Genomic DNA, 17923 nt, shown 5'->3' with positions numbered 1-17923 from the left:
CAGGAAAGACACACGCTGCCGATGACCGTTTCCGATAAGTCGCTCGCCAACGCCATCCGGGCGCTCTCCATGGACGCGGTGCAGGCCGCCAATAGCGGCCATCCGGGCATGCCCATGGGCATGGCCGACGTCGCGACGGTGCTGTTCAGCGATTATCTGAAATTCGATCCGACCCAGCCCAAATGGGCCGACCGGGACCGCTTCGTCCTGTCGGCTGGCCATGGCTCGATGCTGATCTACAGCCTGCTGCACCTGACCGGCTATGCGCGCCCGACGATCGAGGACATCGCCAATTTCCGCCAGTTGCACAGCCCGTGCGCAGGGCATCCTGAAAATTTCGAGCTGGCTGGCGTGGAAGCGACCACGGGTCCGCTGGGTTCTGGCCTTGCCACTGCCGTCGGCATGGCGATTGCCGAGCGGCACCTGAACGCCCAGTTCGGCGACGCGCTGGTCGATCACCGCACCTGGGTGATTGCCGGTGACGGGTGCCTGATGGAAGGCATCAACCATGAAGCGATTGGCCTGGCCGGTCACCTGAACCTTGGCCGCCTGATCGTGCTGTGGGACGATAACAAGATCACCATCGACGGCGCTGTCGACCTGTCGAGCAGCGAAGATGTCCGCGCCCGTTACGAAGCGACCGGCTGGCATGTCGTGTCGTGCGATGGCCATGACGTTGCCGATGTGCGCCGCGCTCTGGCCGAAGCGGTCGCTGATTCGCGTCCTTCGCTGGTCGCCTGCGCCACCAAGATCGGCTATGGTTCGCCCAACAAGGCGGGCACGTCGGGCGTCCATGGGTCCGCGCTGGGCGAGGCCGAAGTCGCTGCCGCGCGCGAATTTCTGGGCTGGGACGCAGCGCCCTTCGTTATCCCTGCGGACATTGCCGCGGCATGGCAGGCGATTGGCGCCAAGGGCAGCGACGTTCGCGCCGCCTGGGAAGCGCGCCTTGCAAGCGATGCAAAGGGCGCGGAATTCACGCGCCGCATGGCTGGCGATCTGCCCGATAATTTCTCGCTGGAAGCCTATATCGACAGCCTGATCGCCGCGCCGCAAAAGGTAGCGACCCGCAAGGCAAGCGAATTGGCGCTCGGCGCGATCAACGACCTGTTGCCTGAAACACTGGGCGGTTCGGCAGACCTTACCGGCTCCAACAATACCAAGACCAAGTCGACCGGGCCGCTGACGCGCGATGATTATGCGGGTCGCTATGTCTATTATGGCATTCGCGAATTCGGCATGGCCTGCGCGATGAACGGCATGGCGCTGCACGGCGGGGTCATCCCTTATGGCGGCACCTTCCTCGTCTTTTCGGACTATATGCGTGCTGGCATCCGCCTGGCCGCGCTCCAGCAGCAGCGCGTCATCCATGTGCTGACCCATGACAGCATCGGCCTTGGCGAAGATGGCCCGACCCATCAGCCGATCGAACATGTCATGTCGATGCGGATGATCCCCAATCTGGACGTCTATCGCCCCGCCGACATTGTCGAGACGGCGGAATGCTGGGAACTGGCGCTGAAGGATGCGACCGGCCCGTCGGTGCTGGCGCTCACCCGCCAGAACCTGCCGCAGTTGCGCACGGAAAAGAGCGAAAATCTGTCGGCCAAGGGCGCCTATCGCCTGGTCGCCGCGACTGCCGAGCGCAAGGTGGTGCTGATCGCCACCGGCTCCGAAGTCGAGATCGCAGTCGATACCGCCAGGGCGCTGGAAGAACAGGGCATTGGCGCCGATGTCGTTTCCATGCCCAGCTGGACGCATTTCGACGCGCAGCCGCAAAGCTACAAGGACGACCTGCTGCCGCACCATGTGCTGCGCGTGTCGATCGAGGCGGGCACGACCTTTGGCTGGGAACGCCATACCGGCATCGCTGGCCTGCGCTTTGGCATCGACAGTTTCGGCGCGTCCGCGCCTGCCGAAGCGCTTTACGACCATTTCGGCCTGACGGCCGCAAAGATTGCGCCGCAGATCGTGGCCGCTCTCAACAACTGACCGAACAACAACTTGCGGAGGCTAGTGCAGTGGCAACGAAGGTAGCAATTAACGGTTTCGGACGTATCGGTCGCCTGGTGGCGCGCGCCATTCTTTCGCGCACCGACCATGATCTTGAACTGGTCAGCATCAACGACCTGGGCGACGCCAAGGCGAACGCCTTGCTGTTCAAGCGCGATTCGGTGCATGGCAACTGGAAGGGCGACGTCAGCGTCGATGGCGATTTCCTGGTCATCGACGGCAAGCGCATCGCCGTGACCGCCGAGCGTGACCCCGCCAAGCTGCCTCACGCGGCGCAGGGCGTGGAAATCGCCCTGGAATGCACGGGCATCTTCGCAGACAAGGCCAAGGCCAGCGCCCATCTGACCGCTGGCGCCAAGCGCGTCGTCATTTCCGCGCCCGCAACCGGCGTGGACAAGACCATCGTGTTCGGCGTCAACCATGACGCGCTGACCGCTGACGACATCGTCATTTCCAACGCCAGCTGCACGACCAACTGCCTGGCGCCGCTCGCCAAGGTGCTGCACGATGCCATCGGCATCGAAAGCGGCTTCATGACGACGATCCACAGCTACACCAACGACCAGAACACGCTGGACCAGATCCACAAGGATATGCGCCGCGCCCGCGCCGCCGCCCTGTCGATGATCCCGACCACCACGGGCGCCGCCCGCGCGGTGGGTGAAGTTCTGCCTGCGCTCAAGGGCAAGCTGGACGGTTCGTCGGTGCGCGTGCCGACCCCGAACGTGTCGGTCGTGGACCTGAAGTTCATCCCCAGCCGCGCCACCACGATCGAGGAAGTCAACGGCCTGCTGAAAGCCGCAGCCGACGGTCCGATGAAGGGCGTTCTGGCCTATACCGACGAACCGCTGGTTTCGATCGATTTCAATGGCGACCCGGCATCCTCTACCGTCGACAGCCTGGAAACCGCGGTCATCGACGGCAAGCTGGTCCGCGTGCTCAGCTGGTACGACAATGAATGGGGCTTCTCCAACCGCATGATCGACACCAGCGGCGTGGTGGCAAAGTTCCTGTAAGGGAAGCGGGGGCGGGTAAAACCGTCCCCTTTTTGTTGAGAAGCAACAGGGAATATCCATGACCAAGCCGTTCAAGACACTCGATGAGATGGGCGACATTCACGGCAAGGCCGTGCTGGTGCGCGAGGATCTGAACGTGCCGATGCAGGACGGCTCGGTCAGCGATGACACCCGCCTGCGTTCGGCCATGCCGACCGTGCTGGAACTGGCCGATCGCGGTGCCAAGGTGCTGATCCTGGCCCATTTCGGCCGTCCCAAGGGGCAGAAGAACCCGGAATATTCGCTCTCGAAGATCACCCGGCCCCTGACCCAGGTGCTGGGGCGCGAAGTCCAGTTCATTCCCGATTGCCAGGGTGATGCAGCGGCGGACGGCATTGCCGTGATGCGCGCCGGTGACATAGCGATCCTGGAAAATACCCGTTTCCATCCGGGCGAGGAAAAGAATGATCCCGCCTTGGTCGATGCGATGGCGGCCATCGCTGATTTCTACGTCAATGACGCTTTTTCCGCCGCGCACCGCGCCCATGCCTCGACCGAAGGGCTGGCGCACAAGCTGCCGTCCTTCGCCGGGCGCGCGATGGAGCGCGAACTCGATGCGCTGCAAGCCGCGCTGGGCACGCCGGTCAAGCCGGTCGCCGCCGTCGTCGGCGGCGCGAAAGTGTCGACCAAGCTTGACGTGCTGAACCATCTGGTCACCAAGGTCGATCATCTGATCATCGGCGGCGGCATGGCCAACACCTTCCTCCATGCGCGCGGTGTCGATGTCGGCAAATCGCTGTGCGAAAAGGATCTGGCCGACACCGCCGAAGCCATTTTCGACGCGGCGGAAGCGGCCGGTTGCACCATCCATCTTCCCTATGACGTGGTGGTAGCCAAGGAATTTGCCGCCAACCCGCCCTCGGTCCGCACCTGCAACGTCCATGAGGTTGCGGATGACGAAATGATCCTCGACGTCGGCCCTGCCGCTGTCGAGGCGCTGGCCGATGTGCTCAAGACCTGCCGGACGCTCGTATGGAACGGGCCGTTGGGCGCGTTCGAAATTGCGCCGTTCGACACGGCGACCGTCGCGCTGGCCCGCACCGCTGCGGCACTGACCAAGGAAGGCCAGTTGACCTCGGTCGCTGGCGGCGGCGATACTGTGGCGGCGCTTAACCATGCAGGGGCAGCAGCCGATTTCACCTTCGTCTCGACGGCCGGCGGCGCTTTCCTGGAATGGATGGAAGGCAAGGATTTACCGGGCGTAAAGGCTTTGATGGTCTGACGACCCGGTCAACGGTAGCGCCGTTTTGGAGAGGGCAGCGCTATCCCATTCAAGAGAGAGTATGTGCAGATGCTGGATCAGGTTCAGAAACAGAAGATTGCGACAGGCGAAGGCTTTATCGCCGCACTCGACCAGAGCGGTGGGTCGACGCCCAAGGCGCTCAAGGGCTATGGTATCGAAGAAGGTGCGTGGGCCAATGACGAGGAAATGTTCGGCCTGATCCACGCGATGCGCAGCCGCATCATCACTTCGCCCGTGTTCACCGGCGACAAGGTGCTGGGCGCGATCCTGTTCGAGCGCACGATGGACGGCACCGTCGATGGCAAGCCGACCCCGCAGGCGCTGATCGAGCGCGGCGTTGTGCCCTTCATCAAGATCGACAAGGGTCTGGAAGATGAGGCGAACGGCGTTCAGGTGATGAAGCCCAATCCCGACCTGGACGTGCTGCTCCACCGCGCCAAGGCGCTGGGCGTGTTCGGGACCAAGGAACGCTCGGTCATCAACCTCGCCAACCGCGAAGGCATTGCCGCCGTGGTCAAGCAGCAGTTCGAGATCGGTCAGCAGGTATTGGCAGCCGGGCTGATGCCGATCATCGAACCCGAAGTGAACATCAAGTCGCCTGAACGCGCCGAAGCCGACGCGATCCTGCTCGACGAACTGCTCAAGGCGCTCGATGCGCTGCCCGCTGATCAGCAGGTGATGCTGAAGCTGTCGCTGCCGGTCCAGCCGGGCCTGTTCGACCCGCTGGTCGATCACCCCCGCGTCCTGCGCGTTGTGGCCCTGTCGGGCGGTTTTGCCCGTCCGGAAGCCTGCGTCGAACTGGCGAAGAATCGCGGCATCATCGCCAGCTTCAGCCGCGCGCTGCTCAACGACCTGCGCCACCAGATGAGCGATGATGAATTCAACGCCTCGCTTGGCGAAGCGATTGACGAAATCCACGGCGCGTCGGTCGCGAAAACGCCTGTCGCTGCCTGATTGCCGGTCGGGCGGGCGCAGGCCCGCCCGGCCCCCCCTTTCGCGCTCCTCCGCTATGGGTTAAGCGCGAAGCATGACCGATTTTACAGATGAAGAGCTGGCGCTCGACCCGCATTTCGCCGACCAGTTCGAACAGGGTTTCCGCCCGGCCTGCCAGCTTTATCTGATCTCCCCGCCCACCATCGACGCCAGTTTCGTCGACACGCTGGCCACGGCGCTGGACGGCGGGGATGTGGCCGCGTTCCAGTTGCGGCTCAAAGGGCTGGAAGAGGACGCGATTGCCGCGCTCGCCACGCCGTTGCAGGCGCTTTGCGAGCAGCGTGATGTAGCGTTCATCATCAACGATAGCGTCGCTTTGGCGCAGCGCCTGGGCGCGGACGGCGTGCATCTGGGGCAGGGCGATGGCGACCCGCGGGAGGCCCGCAAAATCCTTGGCCCCAAGGTGCAGATTGGCGTCACCTGCCATGACAGCCGCCATCTGGCGATGGAAGCGGGGGAGGCGGGGGCCGACTATGTCGCGTTCGGTGCCTTCTATCCCACCAAGACGAAGGCAGTGTTGCACCATGCCGAACCGTCCATCCTGGGGTGGTGGACCACGCTGTTCGAACTGCCCTGCGTCGCAATCGGCGGGGTGACGGCGGAAAACGCAGCGCCGCTGGTCGCGGCGGGGGCGGATTTTCTGGCGGTCAGCAGCGCGGTGTGGAACCATCCGGGGGGGCCGGGCGCTGGCGTTGCAGCCTTTGCCGATGTGCTGCAACAGGTCCGTAACGGAGCGTCGGAACCCAAATGATCATCGTCCATCACCTCAACAACAGCCGGTCGCAACGCATTCTCTGGCTGCTGGAGGAACTGGGCGAACCCTATCAGGTCATCCGCTACGAACGCGACCGCAAGACGATGCGTGCGCCAGCCACGTTGCGGGCCATCCATCCGCTGGGGCGCTCTCCGGCGGTGCAGGTGGATGGCCATGCGCTGATCGAAACCGGCGCGATCATGGACTATCTGGTCGCCCGCGCAGGCCGATTCGGCCCACCGGCAGACGCGCCGGGGGCGATCCGCTACCGCCAATATATGCATTATGCCGAAGGATCGATGATGCCGCCGCTGCTCGCGCTGCTCATCATAGGCAAGCTCGGCCTGCTTGGTCGCCCCGCGCGGCCCACGGTGCAACGCATGCTCGATGATCATCTCGACTGGCTGGAAAGCGAACTGGCGTCGCGTCCCTATTTCGCCGGTGACAGTTTCACCGCCGCGGACATGATGATGAGCTTCCCGATCGAAGCGTCCCGCGCGCGCGGCGGCCTGAACGGTTCGCGGCCCGCGATCATGCGCTGGCTGGCCGAGATGCAGGCACGCCCCGCCTATCAGGCGGCGCTGGCGGCGGGCGGCCCCTATGCCTACGCCTGATCGGCGTTGTGTCCCTGCCTATATCCATCCGGCTATCGACAGTTGCTGCCGCGTGACGTGCGAATGTCCTCCACGACAAAAAGCCCCGCTTGTGCGGCGGGCCGCTTCCCACTAAATCGCCCCCATGACATCGACCAACGACATTCGCCGTTCCTTCCTCGACTATTTCGGGGCCAACGGCCACACCATCGTTCCCTCCGCGCCGCTGGTGCCGCACAACGACCCGACGCTGATGTTCGTCAACGCCGGGATGGTGCCGTTCAAGAATGTCTTTACCGGCCTTGAAACCCGCCCCTACAAGACCGCGACGTCGAGCCAGAAGTCGGTCCGCGCGGGCGGCAAGCATAACGACCTCGACAATGTCGGCTATACCGCGCGCCATCATACCTTCTTTGAAATGCTGGGCAATTTCAGCTTTGGCGACTATTTCAAGGAACAGGCGATCACCCATGCCTGGACCCTGCTGACCAAGGAATGGGGGCTTCCGGCCGAAAAGTTGACCGCCACCGTCTATCACACCGATGACGAGGCGTTCGACCTGTGGAAGAAGATCGCCGGCCTGCCCGATCACAAGATCATCCGCATCCCGACGAAGGATAATTTCTGGGCAATGGGCGACAGTGGCCCCTGCGGCCCCTGTTCGGAAATCTTCTACGATCATGGCGACCATATCTGGGGCGGCCCTCCCGGCAGTCCGGAGGAAGATGGCGACCGCTTCGTCGAGATCTGGAACCTGGTGTTCATGCAATATGAGCAGGAAGCCAATGAGATCGTCAGCGAATTGCCCAGGCCGTCGATCGACACCGGCATGGGTCTGGAGCGGATCGCCGCCGTCATGCAGGGCGTTCATAACAATTATGACACCGACACGTTCAAGGCGCTGATTGCCGAAAGCGGCGCGATCACCAAAACCGCGACCGATGGTGACCTCCAGGCCAGCCACCGCGTCATCGCCGATCATCTGCGCTCCACCAGCTTCCTGATCGCAGACGGCGTGCTGCCCGCCAATGAAGGTCGCGGCTATGTGCTGCGCCGGATCATGCGCCGCGCCATGCGCCACGCGCACATCATCGGCGCCAAAGACCCGTTGATGTATCGCCTGGTCGGCAGCCTCGTGTCCGAAATGGGCGGCGCCTATCCCGAACTGGTCCGTGCCCAGCCGCTGATCGAGGAAACGCTGCTGCGCGAGGAAACCCGTTTCCGCCGCACGCTGGAAAACGGCCTGCGCCTGCTGGACGAAGCTACCGCGGGCCTGGGCGAAGGCGGCACGCTGCCTGGCGAAACCGCGTTCAAGCTCTACGACACCTATGGCTTCCCCTACGACCTGACCGAAGATGCGCTGCGCACGCAGGGGCTGGGCGTCGACCGCGCGGGTTTTGACGCCGCCATGGCGGAACAGAAAGCCGCCGCCCGCGCCGCGTGGAAAGGATCGGGCGAGAAAGCCTCGGACGACATCTGGTACGACATTGCCGAAACGCTCGGCAGCACCGAATTTGTCGGCTACGCCTCCACCAAGGGTGAGGGCGAAGTGCAGGCCATCGTCAAGGACGGCGCGCGCGTCGATAGCGCTGGCGTGGGTGACACGGTCACCATCATCACCAACCAGACGCCCTTCTATGGCGAAAGCGGCGGCCAGATGGGCGATGCGGGCCTCATCGCCTCGCTTGGCGGCCTGTCGGCAAAGGTGGAGGATACCGCCAAGCCGCTCGGTCGCCTCCACGCCCACCGCGCCATGATCGAGGCGGGGAGCGTCAAGGTCGGCGACACGGTGCAGTTGAGCGTCGATGTCGATCGCCGTGACCGCATCCGCGCCAACCATAGCGCTACCCACTTGCTCCATGCTGCGCTGCGCAGGGAATTGGGCGCGCATGTGACGCAAAAGGGCAGTCTGGTCGCTGCCGATCGGCTGCGCTTCGATTTCTCGCATCCTGACGCCCTGACCCATACGCAGATCGCGCGGATAGAGGCGGATGTGAACGCGCAGATTCGCCATAATGAAGAGGTCACGACCCGCCTCATGACGCCCGACGACGCCATCGCGGCGGGCGCGATGGCGCTGTTTGGCGAAAAATATGGCGATGAGGTCCGCGTCCTTTCGATGGGTAGGGGGGACGACAATCATTATTCGGTCGAACTGTGCGGCGGCACCCATGTCCGCGCGACCGGCGACATCGCCCTGCTCAAGATCGTATCGGAAAGCGCCGTTTCCAGCGGCGTCCGCCGGATCGAGGCATTGACCGGGGAGGCCGCGCGCCTCTGGCTGGTCGATCGTGAGGACAAGCTGCGCCAGTCCGCTGCCACGCTCAAGACCGCGCCGGAAGATGTGCCGGCCCGCATCGCCGCGCTGGTGGAACAGAGCCGCAAGCTGGAGCGTGAACTGGCCGAAGCGAAGAAGGCGCTGGCTTTGGGCGGCGGCGCATCGGGCGCGGCCCCGGCAGGTCCCGAACAGGTCGGCACTGTCAGCTTCATGGCGCAGGTCATCGAAGGGCTGGACCCCAAGGAATTGCGCGGCATCGTTGACGGCAATAAAAAGACGCTGGGTAGCGGCGTGTCTGCGATCGTAGCGGTGGTCGATGGCCGCGCGACCATTGCCGTGGGCGTGACCGATGATCTCACCGGCACGATCAGCGCGGTCGATCTGGTGCGCATCGGCGTCGAGGCGCTGGGCGGGAAGGGCGGTGGTGGCCGTCCCGACATGGCGCAGGGCGGTGGCCCGGACGGCGACCAGGCGGCGGCGGCGATCGACGCGGTCAAGGCCAGGCTTGCGGGGGTTCCCGGCTAACCTCATGGCCATATTCAACCGCGATTCCGATGATGAAGTCGCCCGCGGCGCTCGCGCCGTGGTCGTCCATGCCGAAACCCACGGACCGGAACGCCGGGACAGCGACGCAAGGCTGGAGGAAGCGGGCGGTCTGGCGCTTGCCATCGGCATAGACGTGCGCGCGGCGCAGGCTTTCCGCGTGCGCGATCGCAAGCCTGCGACACTGTTCGGCAGCGGTCAGGTGGAGCAGATCGCCACGCTGGTGAACCAGGAAGAGGCGGAGCTGGTCATCGTCGATAACGCCCTGTCGCCGGTTCAGCAGAGCAATCTGGAAAAGGCGGTCGGCGCCAAGGTCATCGACCGGACCGGCCTGATCCTCGAAATTTTCGGCGAACGGGCCGCCACCAATGAAGGCCGGTTGCAGGTGGAGCTTGCCCATCTCGACTATCAGGCAGGGCGCCTGGTGCGCAGCTGGACCCATTTGGAGCGGCAGCGCGGCGGATTCGGCTTCCTTGGTGGCCCCGGCGAAACCCAGATCGAGGCGGACAGGCGGATGATCCGCGACCGGATGGCGAAGATCCGCAAGGAACTGGATCAGGTCACCCGCACCCGCGGCCTCCACCGCGCCCGGCGGCAGCGCGCACCCTGGCCAGTGATCGCGCTGGTCGGCTATACCAACGCTGGAAAATCCACGCTTTTCAATCGCCTGACCGGGGCTGACGTCATGGCGGAGGATCTGCTCTTTGCAACGCTCGATCCGACCATGCGCCAGATCGCGCTTCCCGGCCTCGACAAGGCGATCCTGTCTGACACGGTGGGTTTCGTTTCCGACCTGCCGACCCAGCTTATCGCCGCCTTCCGCGCGACGCTGGAGGAAGTGCTGTCCGCCGACCTGATCGTCCATGTGCGCGACATTGCCCACCCCGACAGCGATGCCCAGCGCGACGATGTGCTGGACGTGCTGAGCGAGTTGGGCGTGGCCGGGGAGGGCGCGCTAGACCGCGCCCAAGACGAGCCTGCCGCGCCGCCGATTATCGAGGCGTGGAACAAGCTGGACCTGCTCGACGCGGAAGCCGAAGCGCTGGCGCGGGAAACCGCATCGCGCCGCGACGATGTCGTGATCCTTTCGGCGCTGACAGGGGAAGGTGTCGCCGACCTGCAACGTGCCATCAGCACCAAGATGACCGCCGGTGCCAAAGTCTATGGCCTGCGCATCGCGGCAGCTGACGGCGCGGCGCTGGCCTGGCTCCATGAGCATGGCGAAGTGCTGTCGAGCGACGCGCAGGGCGAGGAAACCCGTGTCGAAGTGCGGCTATCGGACGCCGCCTTCGCACGGTTCGGAAAGCGTGGGCAGGGGTAGGGCTGGCGTTACGCCAGCGCCTTCTCGACTACGCCGACTGCCTGTTTCAGCGATCCCGCGCGGTCGCAGCTATGACCGCATTTTTCCTGCTGATATTGCAACTTGTGCAAAATATCCCGCGCGGCATCGACATTGCCGAGCTTAATTTCGGCGATGGCCAGCCCCGACATCGCGCCGGGATGGCCGTTGCGACCGCGATAGAGGCTCTGTTCGAAATAGCGACGGGCAGAAGCGGCATCACCCAGGCCCAGCTTGGTCACGCCTTTCAGGAATCGCGCCTCGCGGCTGGGCGTTTCGCCAATCACGGTTGCAAGCAGCTTGTCGGCCTGCATCAGATCACCCGATGCGATCAACTGCCGCGCCTGATCCAACGACGTCGAGCGATTGCCGCCCTTAAAATTGTCCGGGCCAAAGCCTGTGATAGGCACCACGCCCATCGGACTGCCGGCGTCGAAATGAATGCCCGAAATGCCGGTGCCATTTTGCTGGGCATAGGCAGGGACTGCCACGGCACACAGGAGTGGGAAAAGGATCGTCAGGCGCATCGCAAATTCCTCCAACATATCTGGAGGTTTAGGCTATGCCATTGTCAAGCAGCTGTCAAATATGAGTTTTAATTCCAAACCTTTTCTGGACTATGTCTGGCACCGATGCGCCCTTTACCACGCTCGGAACATCACCAGCGCGTCGACATAGCCAAGGGCAGGATGATCAAACACTTCCGGCAACCGCCCGACCACGGCAAAGCCCATATCCTGCCACAGAGCCACCGCACGTACATTGGACGACACCACGAAGTTGAACTGCATCGCGCGAAAACCCAACGCCCGTGCAAGATCGAGCGAAGCGGCGCACATGCGGCGCGCGACGCCGCGTCCGGTTGCGTGCTGCGCCACGACATAGCCGGCATTGGCGACGTGTGCGCCGCCGCCCATCTGATTGGCGCGCACATAGAATATGCCCAGAACGGCGCCGTCTTCCTCCAGGACGCGCACGGTGCGATCGGACGAGAGCCAGAGGGAGAGGGCGGCTTGCCGCGTCATATCGCGCGGGATGGCCAGCGTTTCGCCCGCGCGAATCACTGGCTCCAATATCGCCCAGATTGCGTCATGATCGGCAGGCGAAATCGCGCGGATCACGCTGGCATCCCCGCGCGCTTGGCCTGCTGCCACAGCGCTTCCTTTTCAGTGAGCGGCAGAGCGGTAAAGGCCTCTCCAGCTAGCGTTTCCATGATCCGGAACCGCCGGTCGAACTTGGCATTGCCCGCGCGCAGAGCAACTTCCGGGTCAACCTTCAAATGCCGTGCGAGGTTGACGACGGCAAACAGCAGATCGCCCACCTCCTCTTCGCGCTCGGCCTGTGTCGTCGCGCCCTGCACCTCGTCCAGTTCCTCGACGATCTTGGCGATCGCGCCATCGCTATCGGGCCAGTCGAACCCAGTCCGGGCCGCGCGCTTCTGCAATTTTTCCGCGCGCAACAATGCGGGCAGGGCGATCGCTACCCCGGCCAGCGCGCTGGGATCAGGCTCCTTTTCGGCCCGCTCAGCCGCCTTGATCGCTTCCCACTGGGCATGGCCGTCCTCCCGCGCCAGGCCGTCGCCAAAGACGTGCGGATGCCGCCGGATCATCTTTTGCGTGATGCCGTCGATCACGTCCTGCAAGCTGAAATGCCCGGCCTGTTCGGCCATCCGGCTGTGAAATGCCACTTGCAGCAGCAGATCGCCCAATTCGTCGCGCAACGCCACCATGTCGCTACGCTCGATCGCGTCGGCAACTTCATAGGCTTCCTCGATCGTGTAGGGCGCGATCGAGGCGAAATCCTGCTCGATGTCCCACGGACAGCCCGTATCGGGATCGCGCAACTGCGCCATGACATTGGCGAGCGGCATGATGTCGGCGGGGCTGGCTTTGGACATGGGGAACCTGCGATGATGATGGAGTCAAAATGGCGATAGTGGCTCTGCCGGGGGATGACCAGACAGGCGTGATCTTAGTCCGATAATATATATTATGTTAAATCACATATCATCTGCGCCTATGTTCGGCTCAGTGTCGGCTTTGCCTCAATCCTCCCGGATCAGGCTGGTTTTCGCCGTGTCCTTCATCCGCACATAGACCACCAGCGAGATGGCGATCATCACGCTGACATAGATGTAGAATGCCTGCTCCATACCGGCTTGCTTGAACCATAAGGCGACCAGTTCCGCCGTCCCGCCGAACATGGTGTTGGCCAGCGCATAAGGCAGCGCGACGCCCAGCGCGCGGATATGCGCGGGAAACAGCTCGGCCTTCACCACGGCGTTGATCGATGTATATCCGGTGACGATCACCAGTCCCACCATCACCAGCAGCCCTGCGACCAGCGGGTTCTTGGTCACCGCCAGCGTCGCAAAGATCGGATAGGTGCAAAGCACGCCCATGACGCCGAAGCCGATCATTAGCGGCTTGCGCCCGATCCGATCCGACAGCGCGCCAGCAACGGGCTGTAACAGCATGAAAACAAAGAGCGTCGCTGCATTGATCTGCGATGCCGCCTCCCGGCTCAACCCGCTCGTATTGACCAGGAATTTCTGCATGTAGATGGAATAGGCATAGAAAGCGATCGTGCCGCCAGCGGTCAACAACATCACCGTCGCGGTTTCACGCGGGTGCTTCGTCAACAATTCGACGAAGCCCGATTTCGGCGCGCCCTCGGCCTTCGCCACGGCAAAGCTCTGCGTTTCCGCCAGCCCGCGCCGCAGCCAGAACACAATGACCGCCAGCCCCCCGCCAATGAAAAAGGGTATCCGCCAGCCCCATGCATCCAGTTGCGCCTCGCTCAGTACGGCCTGCAACACCAGCAGCACGCAGATCGCGACCAGTTGCCCGGCGATGAGCGTCACATATTGAAAGCTGGAAAAAAAGCCGCGCCGGTTCTTGCCTGCCATTTCGGAGAGATAGGTCGCACTCGCGCCATATTCCCCGCCGATCGACAGCCCCTGCATCAACCGGGCCAGCACCAGCAGCAAGGGCGCTGCGACGCCGATCGTCTCATAGCCTGGCGTCACCGCGATCAACAGCGATCCCGCACACATTAGCGCGACCGACAGCGTCAACCCGCTCTTGCGCCCGTGCCGGTCGGCATAAACGCCCATCAGCCATGCGCCGATCGGTCGCATCAGGAAACCGACGGCGAAGATGCCCGCCGCGCTCAGCAACTGGGCTGTACGGTCCTGGCTGGGAAAGAAATGCGGTGCGAAATAGAGGGTGAAGGCGGCATAGGCATACCAGTCATACCATTCGACCAGATTGCCCGTCGAACCGCCGATAATGGCTTTCAGCCGCTCGCGCTGGGTCGGGGCGCCAGTTTCTAGTGGGGCGGTCATGGCGTCAGCACCATTTCGCCATTCTGCACGCCCCAGCTTTTCAGGCGGGACAGCATGTTCATGCCGATCACATTGACCTCGCCAAAGCTGGATGACACCACGACGGGCAGATCGGTCGTTACAATCGGACCGACGACCAGGCTGGCGATGCTGGATCGCCGCGCTTCCACCTTGCCATTGGCGGTGGTCATGACGACGCCGGGCGCGCCGACGTCATAGTTGAGGCCAGACGCGCGCGCGGTATTTTCCGACAGCGCGGTGATGGTCGCGCCGCTGTCTATCAGGAAACGGGCAGGCGTGCCATTGATCGTCGCTTCGACCCAATAATGGCCATCGGGCGCTACGGGAATGCGGATCGACTGGCCTTGCGCCTTGGCTGGCGGCAGCGACGCCGGGCTTTCATCGACAAGATCGCCTTGCTCTGCCCAACGGCCGGTCAGATAGCCTTCGTCCTGCGCCAGTTTGAACAGGCCGAGCAGCCCGGCAAAGATGGCGACCCATAACAACGCCATGCGGAGCACGCCGCCCCAGGCCAGCCGCCGACCGATAAGCGCGGAGCCGACCAGCACCAGTGCCAGCACATACCAGATGGTTGATGCCGCCTGATCGCCGCTGTCCATCAATCCCCCTGCTCCACCGCTTCCAACATTATCACCATGCCGTCATAGCCTGGCTCGACCCCGCTGGGGAGGGTGCGGCGCAATGTCGCATAATCCATGCTCTGGTCCATATGGGTCAGGATCGCGCGACCGGGCCGGGCGGCGGCGATGCCATCCAGCGTCAGCGCCAGATGGGGATGGGTGGGGTGCGGCTTTTCCCGCAGCGCGTCCACCACCCACACATCCACCCTGTCGTACAGCGCCAGCATATCGGGCGTCAGGTCATGAAAATCCGTGGCATAGGCGACGGACCTGCCGCCATGGCTGAAGCGAAAGCCGGTCGAATAGATTTCGCCATGCGGCTGATCGACGCAGGCAATGTCGATGTCGCCGATCCGCAGGCCATCGGGCAAGATCCGCCCGTCGACGGTCGGGTGATAACCGTTGCGCCCTTCAAAGGCATAGCCGAAGCGCTGCCGCAGCAGGTTGAGCGTTTGCGATCGGGCATAGCCGGGCAGCGGCACGCGGCGATGGTGAAACAGCTGCCGGACATCGTCGATGCCATGGCTGTGATCGGCATGGTCATGGGTCCACAAGATCGCGTCGATCGCAATCACATCGGCCGCGAGCAACTGGGCGCGCATGTCGGGCGATGTATCCACCAATATTCGCGTCGTCGCGCTTTCGACCAGAATGGACACGCGGGTACGGCGGTTTTTCGGTTCGGTGGGATCGCACGCCCCCCAATCATTACCGATGCGCGGAACCCCCGACGATGTGCCGCTGCCCAGGATGGTGAGTTTCAGGCTCATGCCACCTTCTTGAACAAGGTGCGGAAATTGGTGGAGGTAGCCGCGGCCAGATCCTCCAGGCTTTCGCCGCGCAGATTGGCGAGGAATTTGGCCGTGTCGGCGACGAAGGCCGGCTCACAGGGACGCCCGCGATGCGGCACCGGCGCCAGAAAGGGTGAGTCCGTTTCCACCAGCAACCGGTCGATCGGCAGGCGCGCGGCGGTTTCCTGCAAATCCTTCGCGCTCTTGAAGGTCACGATGCCCGATATGCTGATGTAGAAGCCCAGTTCCAGCGCGGCGTCGGCAAAGGCGCCGCTGGCGGTGAAACAGTGGATGACGCCGGTATAGGCTCCCTTCCCCATCTCGTCACGCATCACCGCCAGCGTATCTTCCTCCGCATCGCGGGTATGGACGATCAGCGGCAGGCCCGTTTCGCGGGCGGCGACGATGTGCGAGCGGAAGCTGCTGCGCTGCCGGTCACGGTCGCTATGGTCATAATAATAATCCAGGCCCGTCTCGCCGATGCCCACGACGCGGGGGTGCGCTGCGCGGGCGACCAGTTTGGCGGTGTCGATATGGGGATGCTCGTCCGCCTCATGCGGATGGATGCCAACCGTCGCCCACACGTCCGGCGCGCGGATCGCAGTGTCCAGCACCGCGTCCCACTCGCTTTCGCGCGTGGCGATGTTGAGCATAAGGTCGATGCCGGACGCGCGCGCGCGTTCCAGCACATTCTGCTGATCCTCGATCAACCCCTTGTAATTCAGGTGACAATGGCTGTCGATCAGCATGGGTTCACCCGTCCGCTTCGGTCAGTTCGAGCCTGGGAAAGAGCGGCTTGGGCGCGGCGAGGGTGAAGTCGCTCTCGGCCAGTGGCGAATACCAGTGATCGCCGATCGCGTTGTAGCTGCGCTTGTCGGCGGGGATGCCCATATGATCGAGCAGCGCGGTCGCGCTGGCGGGGATGACCGGCAGGACCGCGACGGCCAGTTGCGCGATCGCGATGTAGAGCGTCGCCAGCACCGTCTCCATCCGCTGCGGGTCGGTCTTGCGCAATGACCATGGCGCCTGGGCGTCGATATATTGGTTACAGGCAAAGGCGGCGCGCAGCCATGCGTCGATCGCGACGGACGGCGCGAGATCGGCCATGGCGGCAGGCATGTCGGTACGCACGACCCGGTCGATCAGATCGAACAACTCGCTGTCCGCCGGATCATGTCCGTGGATGGCCGGCAGTCTGCCGTCCAGATTCTTGGCGATGAAGCTCAACGTCCGCTGCGCCAGATTGCCGAACGCATTGCCCAGATCGCTGTTGGAGCGCTGGACGATCGCCTCCGCGCTATAGCTGCCGTCATTGCCGAAAGTGACCTCCGACAACAGGAAATAGCGCAACTGATCCACACCGAACCGATCGGCCAGTTCGATCGGGTCGGCGACATTGCCGACCGATTTGGACATTTTCTCGCCCCGGTTGAGCAGGAAGCCATGACCAAAAATCTGCTTGGGCAAGGGCAGCTTCGCGCTCATCAGAAAGGCTGGCCAGTAAACCGCATGAAAACGCACAATATCCTTGCCGATAATATGCGTGATGTCGCCGCCTTCCGCCCAATATCTTGCCATGCGGTCGGCATCATCGGGATAGCCGCAGCCGGTCAGATAGTTGGTGAGCGCGTCAACCCACACATACATGACATGACCATCGCTGCCGGGCACCTTGACCCCCCAGTCGAAGCTGGTGCGCGAAATGCTCAGGTCCGAAAGGCCGCCTTCGACGAAACGTAAAATCTCGTTGCGGCGGCTGTCCGGACGGATGAAATCGGGCTGGCTTTCGTAGAGCGCCAGCAATTTGTCCTGATAGTTGGACAGGCGGAAGAACCAGCTTTCCTCGACCGTCCATTCAACCGGCGTGCCCTGTGGCGAAAGCTTGGCGCCCCCTTCCCCGTCGGTCAGTTCCTTTTCGTCGTAAAAGGCTTCGTCGCGGACCGAATACCAGCCCTCATACCGATCCAGATACAGGTCGCCATTGGCCTCCATCGCCTGCCAGATGGCCTGGCTGGCGCGATGGTGCGCCGCTTCGCTGGTGCGGATGAAACGATCATGACTGATGTTAAGCCGATCGTTCATATCACGGAAATAGCCCGACATTTCATCGGCCAGCGCGACGGGTTCGATCCCCCGGTTCCGCGCCGTCTGCGCCATTTTCAGGCCATGTTCGTCCGTGCCGGTCTGAAAGAAGACGTCGCGGCCCATCATGCGCTGGAAACGGGCGATCGCGTCGGTCGCGATCACCTCATAGGCGTGGCCGATATGGGGGCGGCCATTGGGATAGGAGATGGCGGTGGTGATGGTATAGGGCTGGGACATGCGATGTCCCTAGCG

16 protein-coding genes are annotated in these 17923 nt (G+C 63.3%); 8 read left to right on the top strand and 8 right to left on the bottom strand.

Annotation, left to right across the window (positions count from 1 at the left end):
• Window positions 1–21: 21 nt before the first annotated feature.
• From tkt to hflX, 8 genes are all read left to right on the top strand, one after another.
• The gene (gene tkt, locus CJD35_RS13255) at window positions 22–1989 is read left to right on the top strand and encodes a transketolase (RefSeq protein WP_017182381.1); all 1968 of its coding nucleotides are present in this window, start codon (window positions 22–24) and stop codon (window positions 1987–1989) included.
• Between the two features lie 29 nt (window positions 1990–2018).
• Window positions 2019–3026 carry a type I glyceraldehyde-3-phosphate dehydrogenase gene (gene gap / locus CJD35_RS13250; protein ID WP_026002255.1) on the top strand — a complete coding sequence of 336 codons (1008 nt, stop codon included), beginning with the start codon at window positions 2019–2021 and terminating at the stop codon, window positions 3024–3026.
• Window positions 3027–3084: 58 nt separating this feature from the next.
• Window positions 3085–4287, top strand: a complete 1203-nt coding sequence (locus CJD35_RS13245; protein ID WP_017182379.1) for a phosphoglycerate kinase — start codon at window positions 3085–3087, stop codon at window positions 4285–4287.
• 69 nt (window positions 4288–4356) lie between these two features.
• The gene (locus CJD35_RS13240; RefSeq protein WP_017182378.1) at window positions 4357–5262 is read left to right on the top strand and encodes a fructose bisphosphate aldolase; all 906 of its coding nucleotides are present in this window, start codon (window positions 4357–4359) and stop codon (window positions 5260–5262) included.
• A gap of 73 nt (window positions 5263–5335) precedes the next feature.
• The gene (gene thiE / locus CJD35_RS13235) at window positions 5336–6052 is read left to right on the top strand and encodes a thiamine phosphate synthase (protein WP_017182377.1); all 717 of its coding nucleotides are present in this window, start codon (window positions 5336–5338) and stop codon (window positions 6050–6052) included.
• Complete coding sequence (locus tag CJD35_RS13230) at window positions 6049–6669, top strand: glutathione S-transferase family protein (protein ID WP_017182376.1); 621 nt, start codon at window positions 6049–6051, stop codon at window positions 6667–6669. The genes thiE and CJD35_RS13230 overlap by 4 nt, the downstream gene beginning before the upstream one ends.
• Before the next feature lie 124 nt (window positions 6670–6793).
• Window positions 6794–9451, top strand: a complete 2658-nt coding sequence (gene alaS / locus CJD35_RS13225) for an alanine--tRNA ligase (protein ID WP_017182375.1) — start codon at window positions 6794–6796, stop codon at window positions 9449–9451.
• A 4-nt stretch (window positions 9452–9455) separates the two neighbouring features.
• Complete coding sequence (gene hflX, locus CJD35_RS13220; protein WP_017182374.1) at window positions 9456–10790, top strand: GTPase HflX; 1335 nt, start codon at window positions 9456–9458, stop codon at window positions 10788–10790.
• 8 nt (window positions 10791–10798) lie between these two features.
• On the opposite strand, the gene CJD35_RS13215 is transcribed toward hflX, so the two are convergent.
• The 8 genes from CJD35_RS13215 to metG form a co-directional block, all read right to left on the bottom strand.
• Window positions 10799–11353 carry a tetratricopeptide repeat protein gene (locus tag CJD35_RS13215; RefSeq protein WP_017182373.1) on the bottom strand — a complete coding sequence of 185 codons (555 nt, stop codon included), beginning with the start codon at window positions 11351–11353 and terminating at the stop codon, window positions 10799–10801.
• Window positions 11354–11449: 96 nt separating this feature from the next.
• On the bottom strand, window positions 11450–11962 hold the full coding sequence (locus tag CJD35_RS13210; protein WP_017182372.1) for a GNAT family N-acetyltransferase: 513 nt from the start codon (window positions 11960–11962) through the stop codon (window positions 11450–11452).
• Entirely contained in the window at window positions 11926–12705 is a 780-nt protein-coding gene (gene mazG / locus CJD35_RS13205; RefSeq protein ID WP_017182371.1) for a nucleoside triphosphate pyrophosphohydrolase, read from the bottom strand. The genes CJD35_RS13210 and mazG overlap by 37 nt, the downstream gene beginning before the upstream one ends.
• Before the next feature lie 147 nt (window positions 12706–12852).
• Window positions 12853–14154, bottom strand: coding sequence for an MFS transporter (locus tag CJD35_RS13200; protein ID WP_017182370.1), 1302 nt, complete (start codon window positions 14152–14154; stop codon window positions 12853–12855).
• Complete coding sequence (locus CJD35_RS13195) at window positions 14151–14774, bottom strand: retropepsin-like aspartic protease family protein (protein ID WP_017182369.1); 624 nt, start codon at window positions 14772–14774, stop codon at window positions 14151–14153. The genes CJD35_RS13200 and CJD35_RS13195 overlap by 4 nt, the downstream gene beginning before the upstream one ends.
• A complete protein-coding gene (locus CJD35_RS13190; protein WP_017182368.1) occupies window positions 14774–15565 on the bottom strand; it encodes an MBL fold metallo-hydrolase in 792 nt (263 codons plus the stop codon). The genes CJD35_RS13195 and CJD35_RS13190 overlap by 1 nt, the downstream gene beginning before the upstream one ends.
• On the bottom strand, window positions 15562–16335 hold the full coding sequence (locus tag CJD35_RS13185) for a TatD family hydrolase (protein WP_017182367.1): 774 nt from the start codon (window positions 16333–16335) through the stop codon (window positions 15562–15564). Before CJD35_RS13185 ends, CJD35_RS13190 begins: the two co-directional genes overlap by 4 nt.
• Before the next feature lie 4 nt (window positions 16336–16339).
• Window positions 16340–17908 (bottom strand): methionine--tRNA ligase, encoded by a 1569-nt coding sequence (gene metG / locus CJD35_RS13180; protein ID WP_017182366.1) that lies wholly within the window; start codon window positions 17906–17908, stop codon window positions 16340–16342.
• Between the last annotated feature and the right edge of the window lie 15 nt (window positions 17909–17923).

This window comes from Sphingobium xenophagum (genome assembly GCF_002288285.1).
Taxonomy (GTDB): domain Bacteria; phylum Pseudomonadota; class Alphaproteobacteria; order Sphingomonadales; family Sphingomonadaceae; genus Sphingobium; species Sphingobium xenophagum.
Note: the sequence above shows the minus strand (reverse complement) of the source record. Positions and strands in the feature narration are given on the sequence as shown.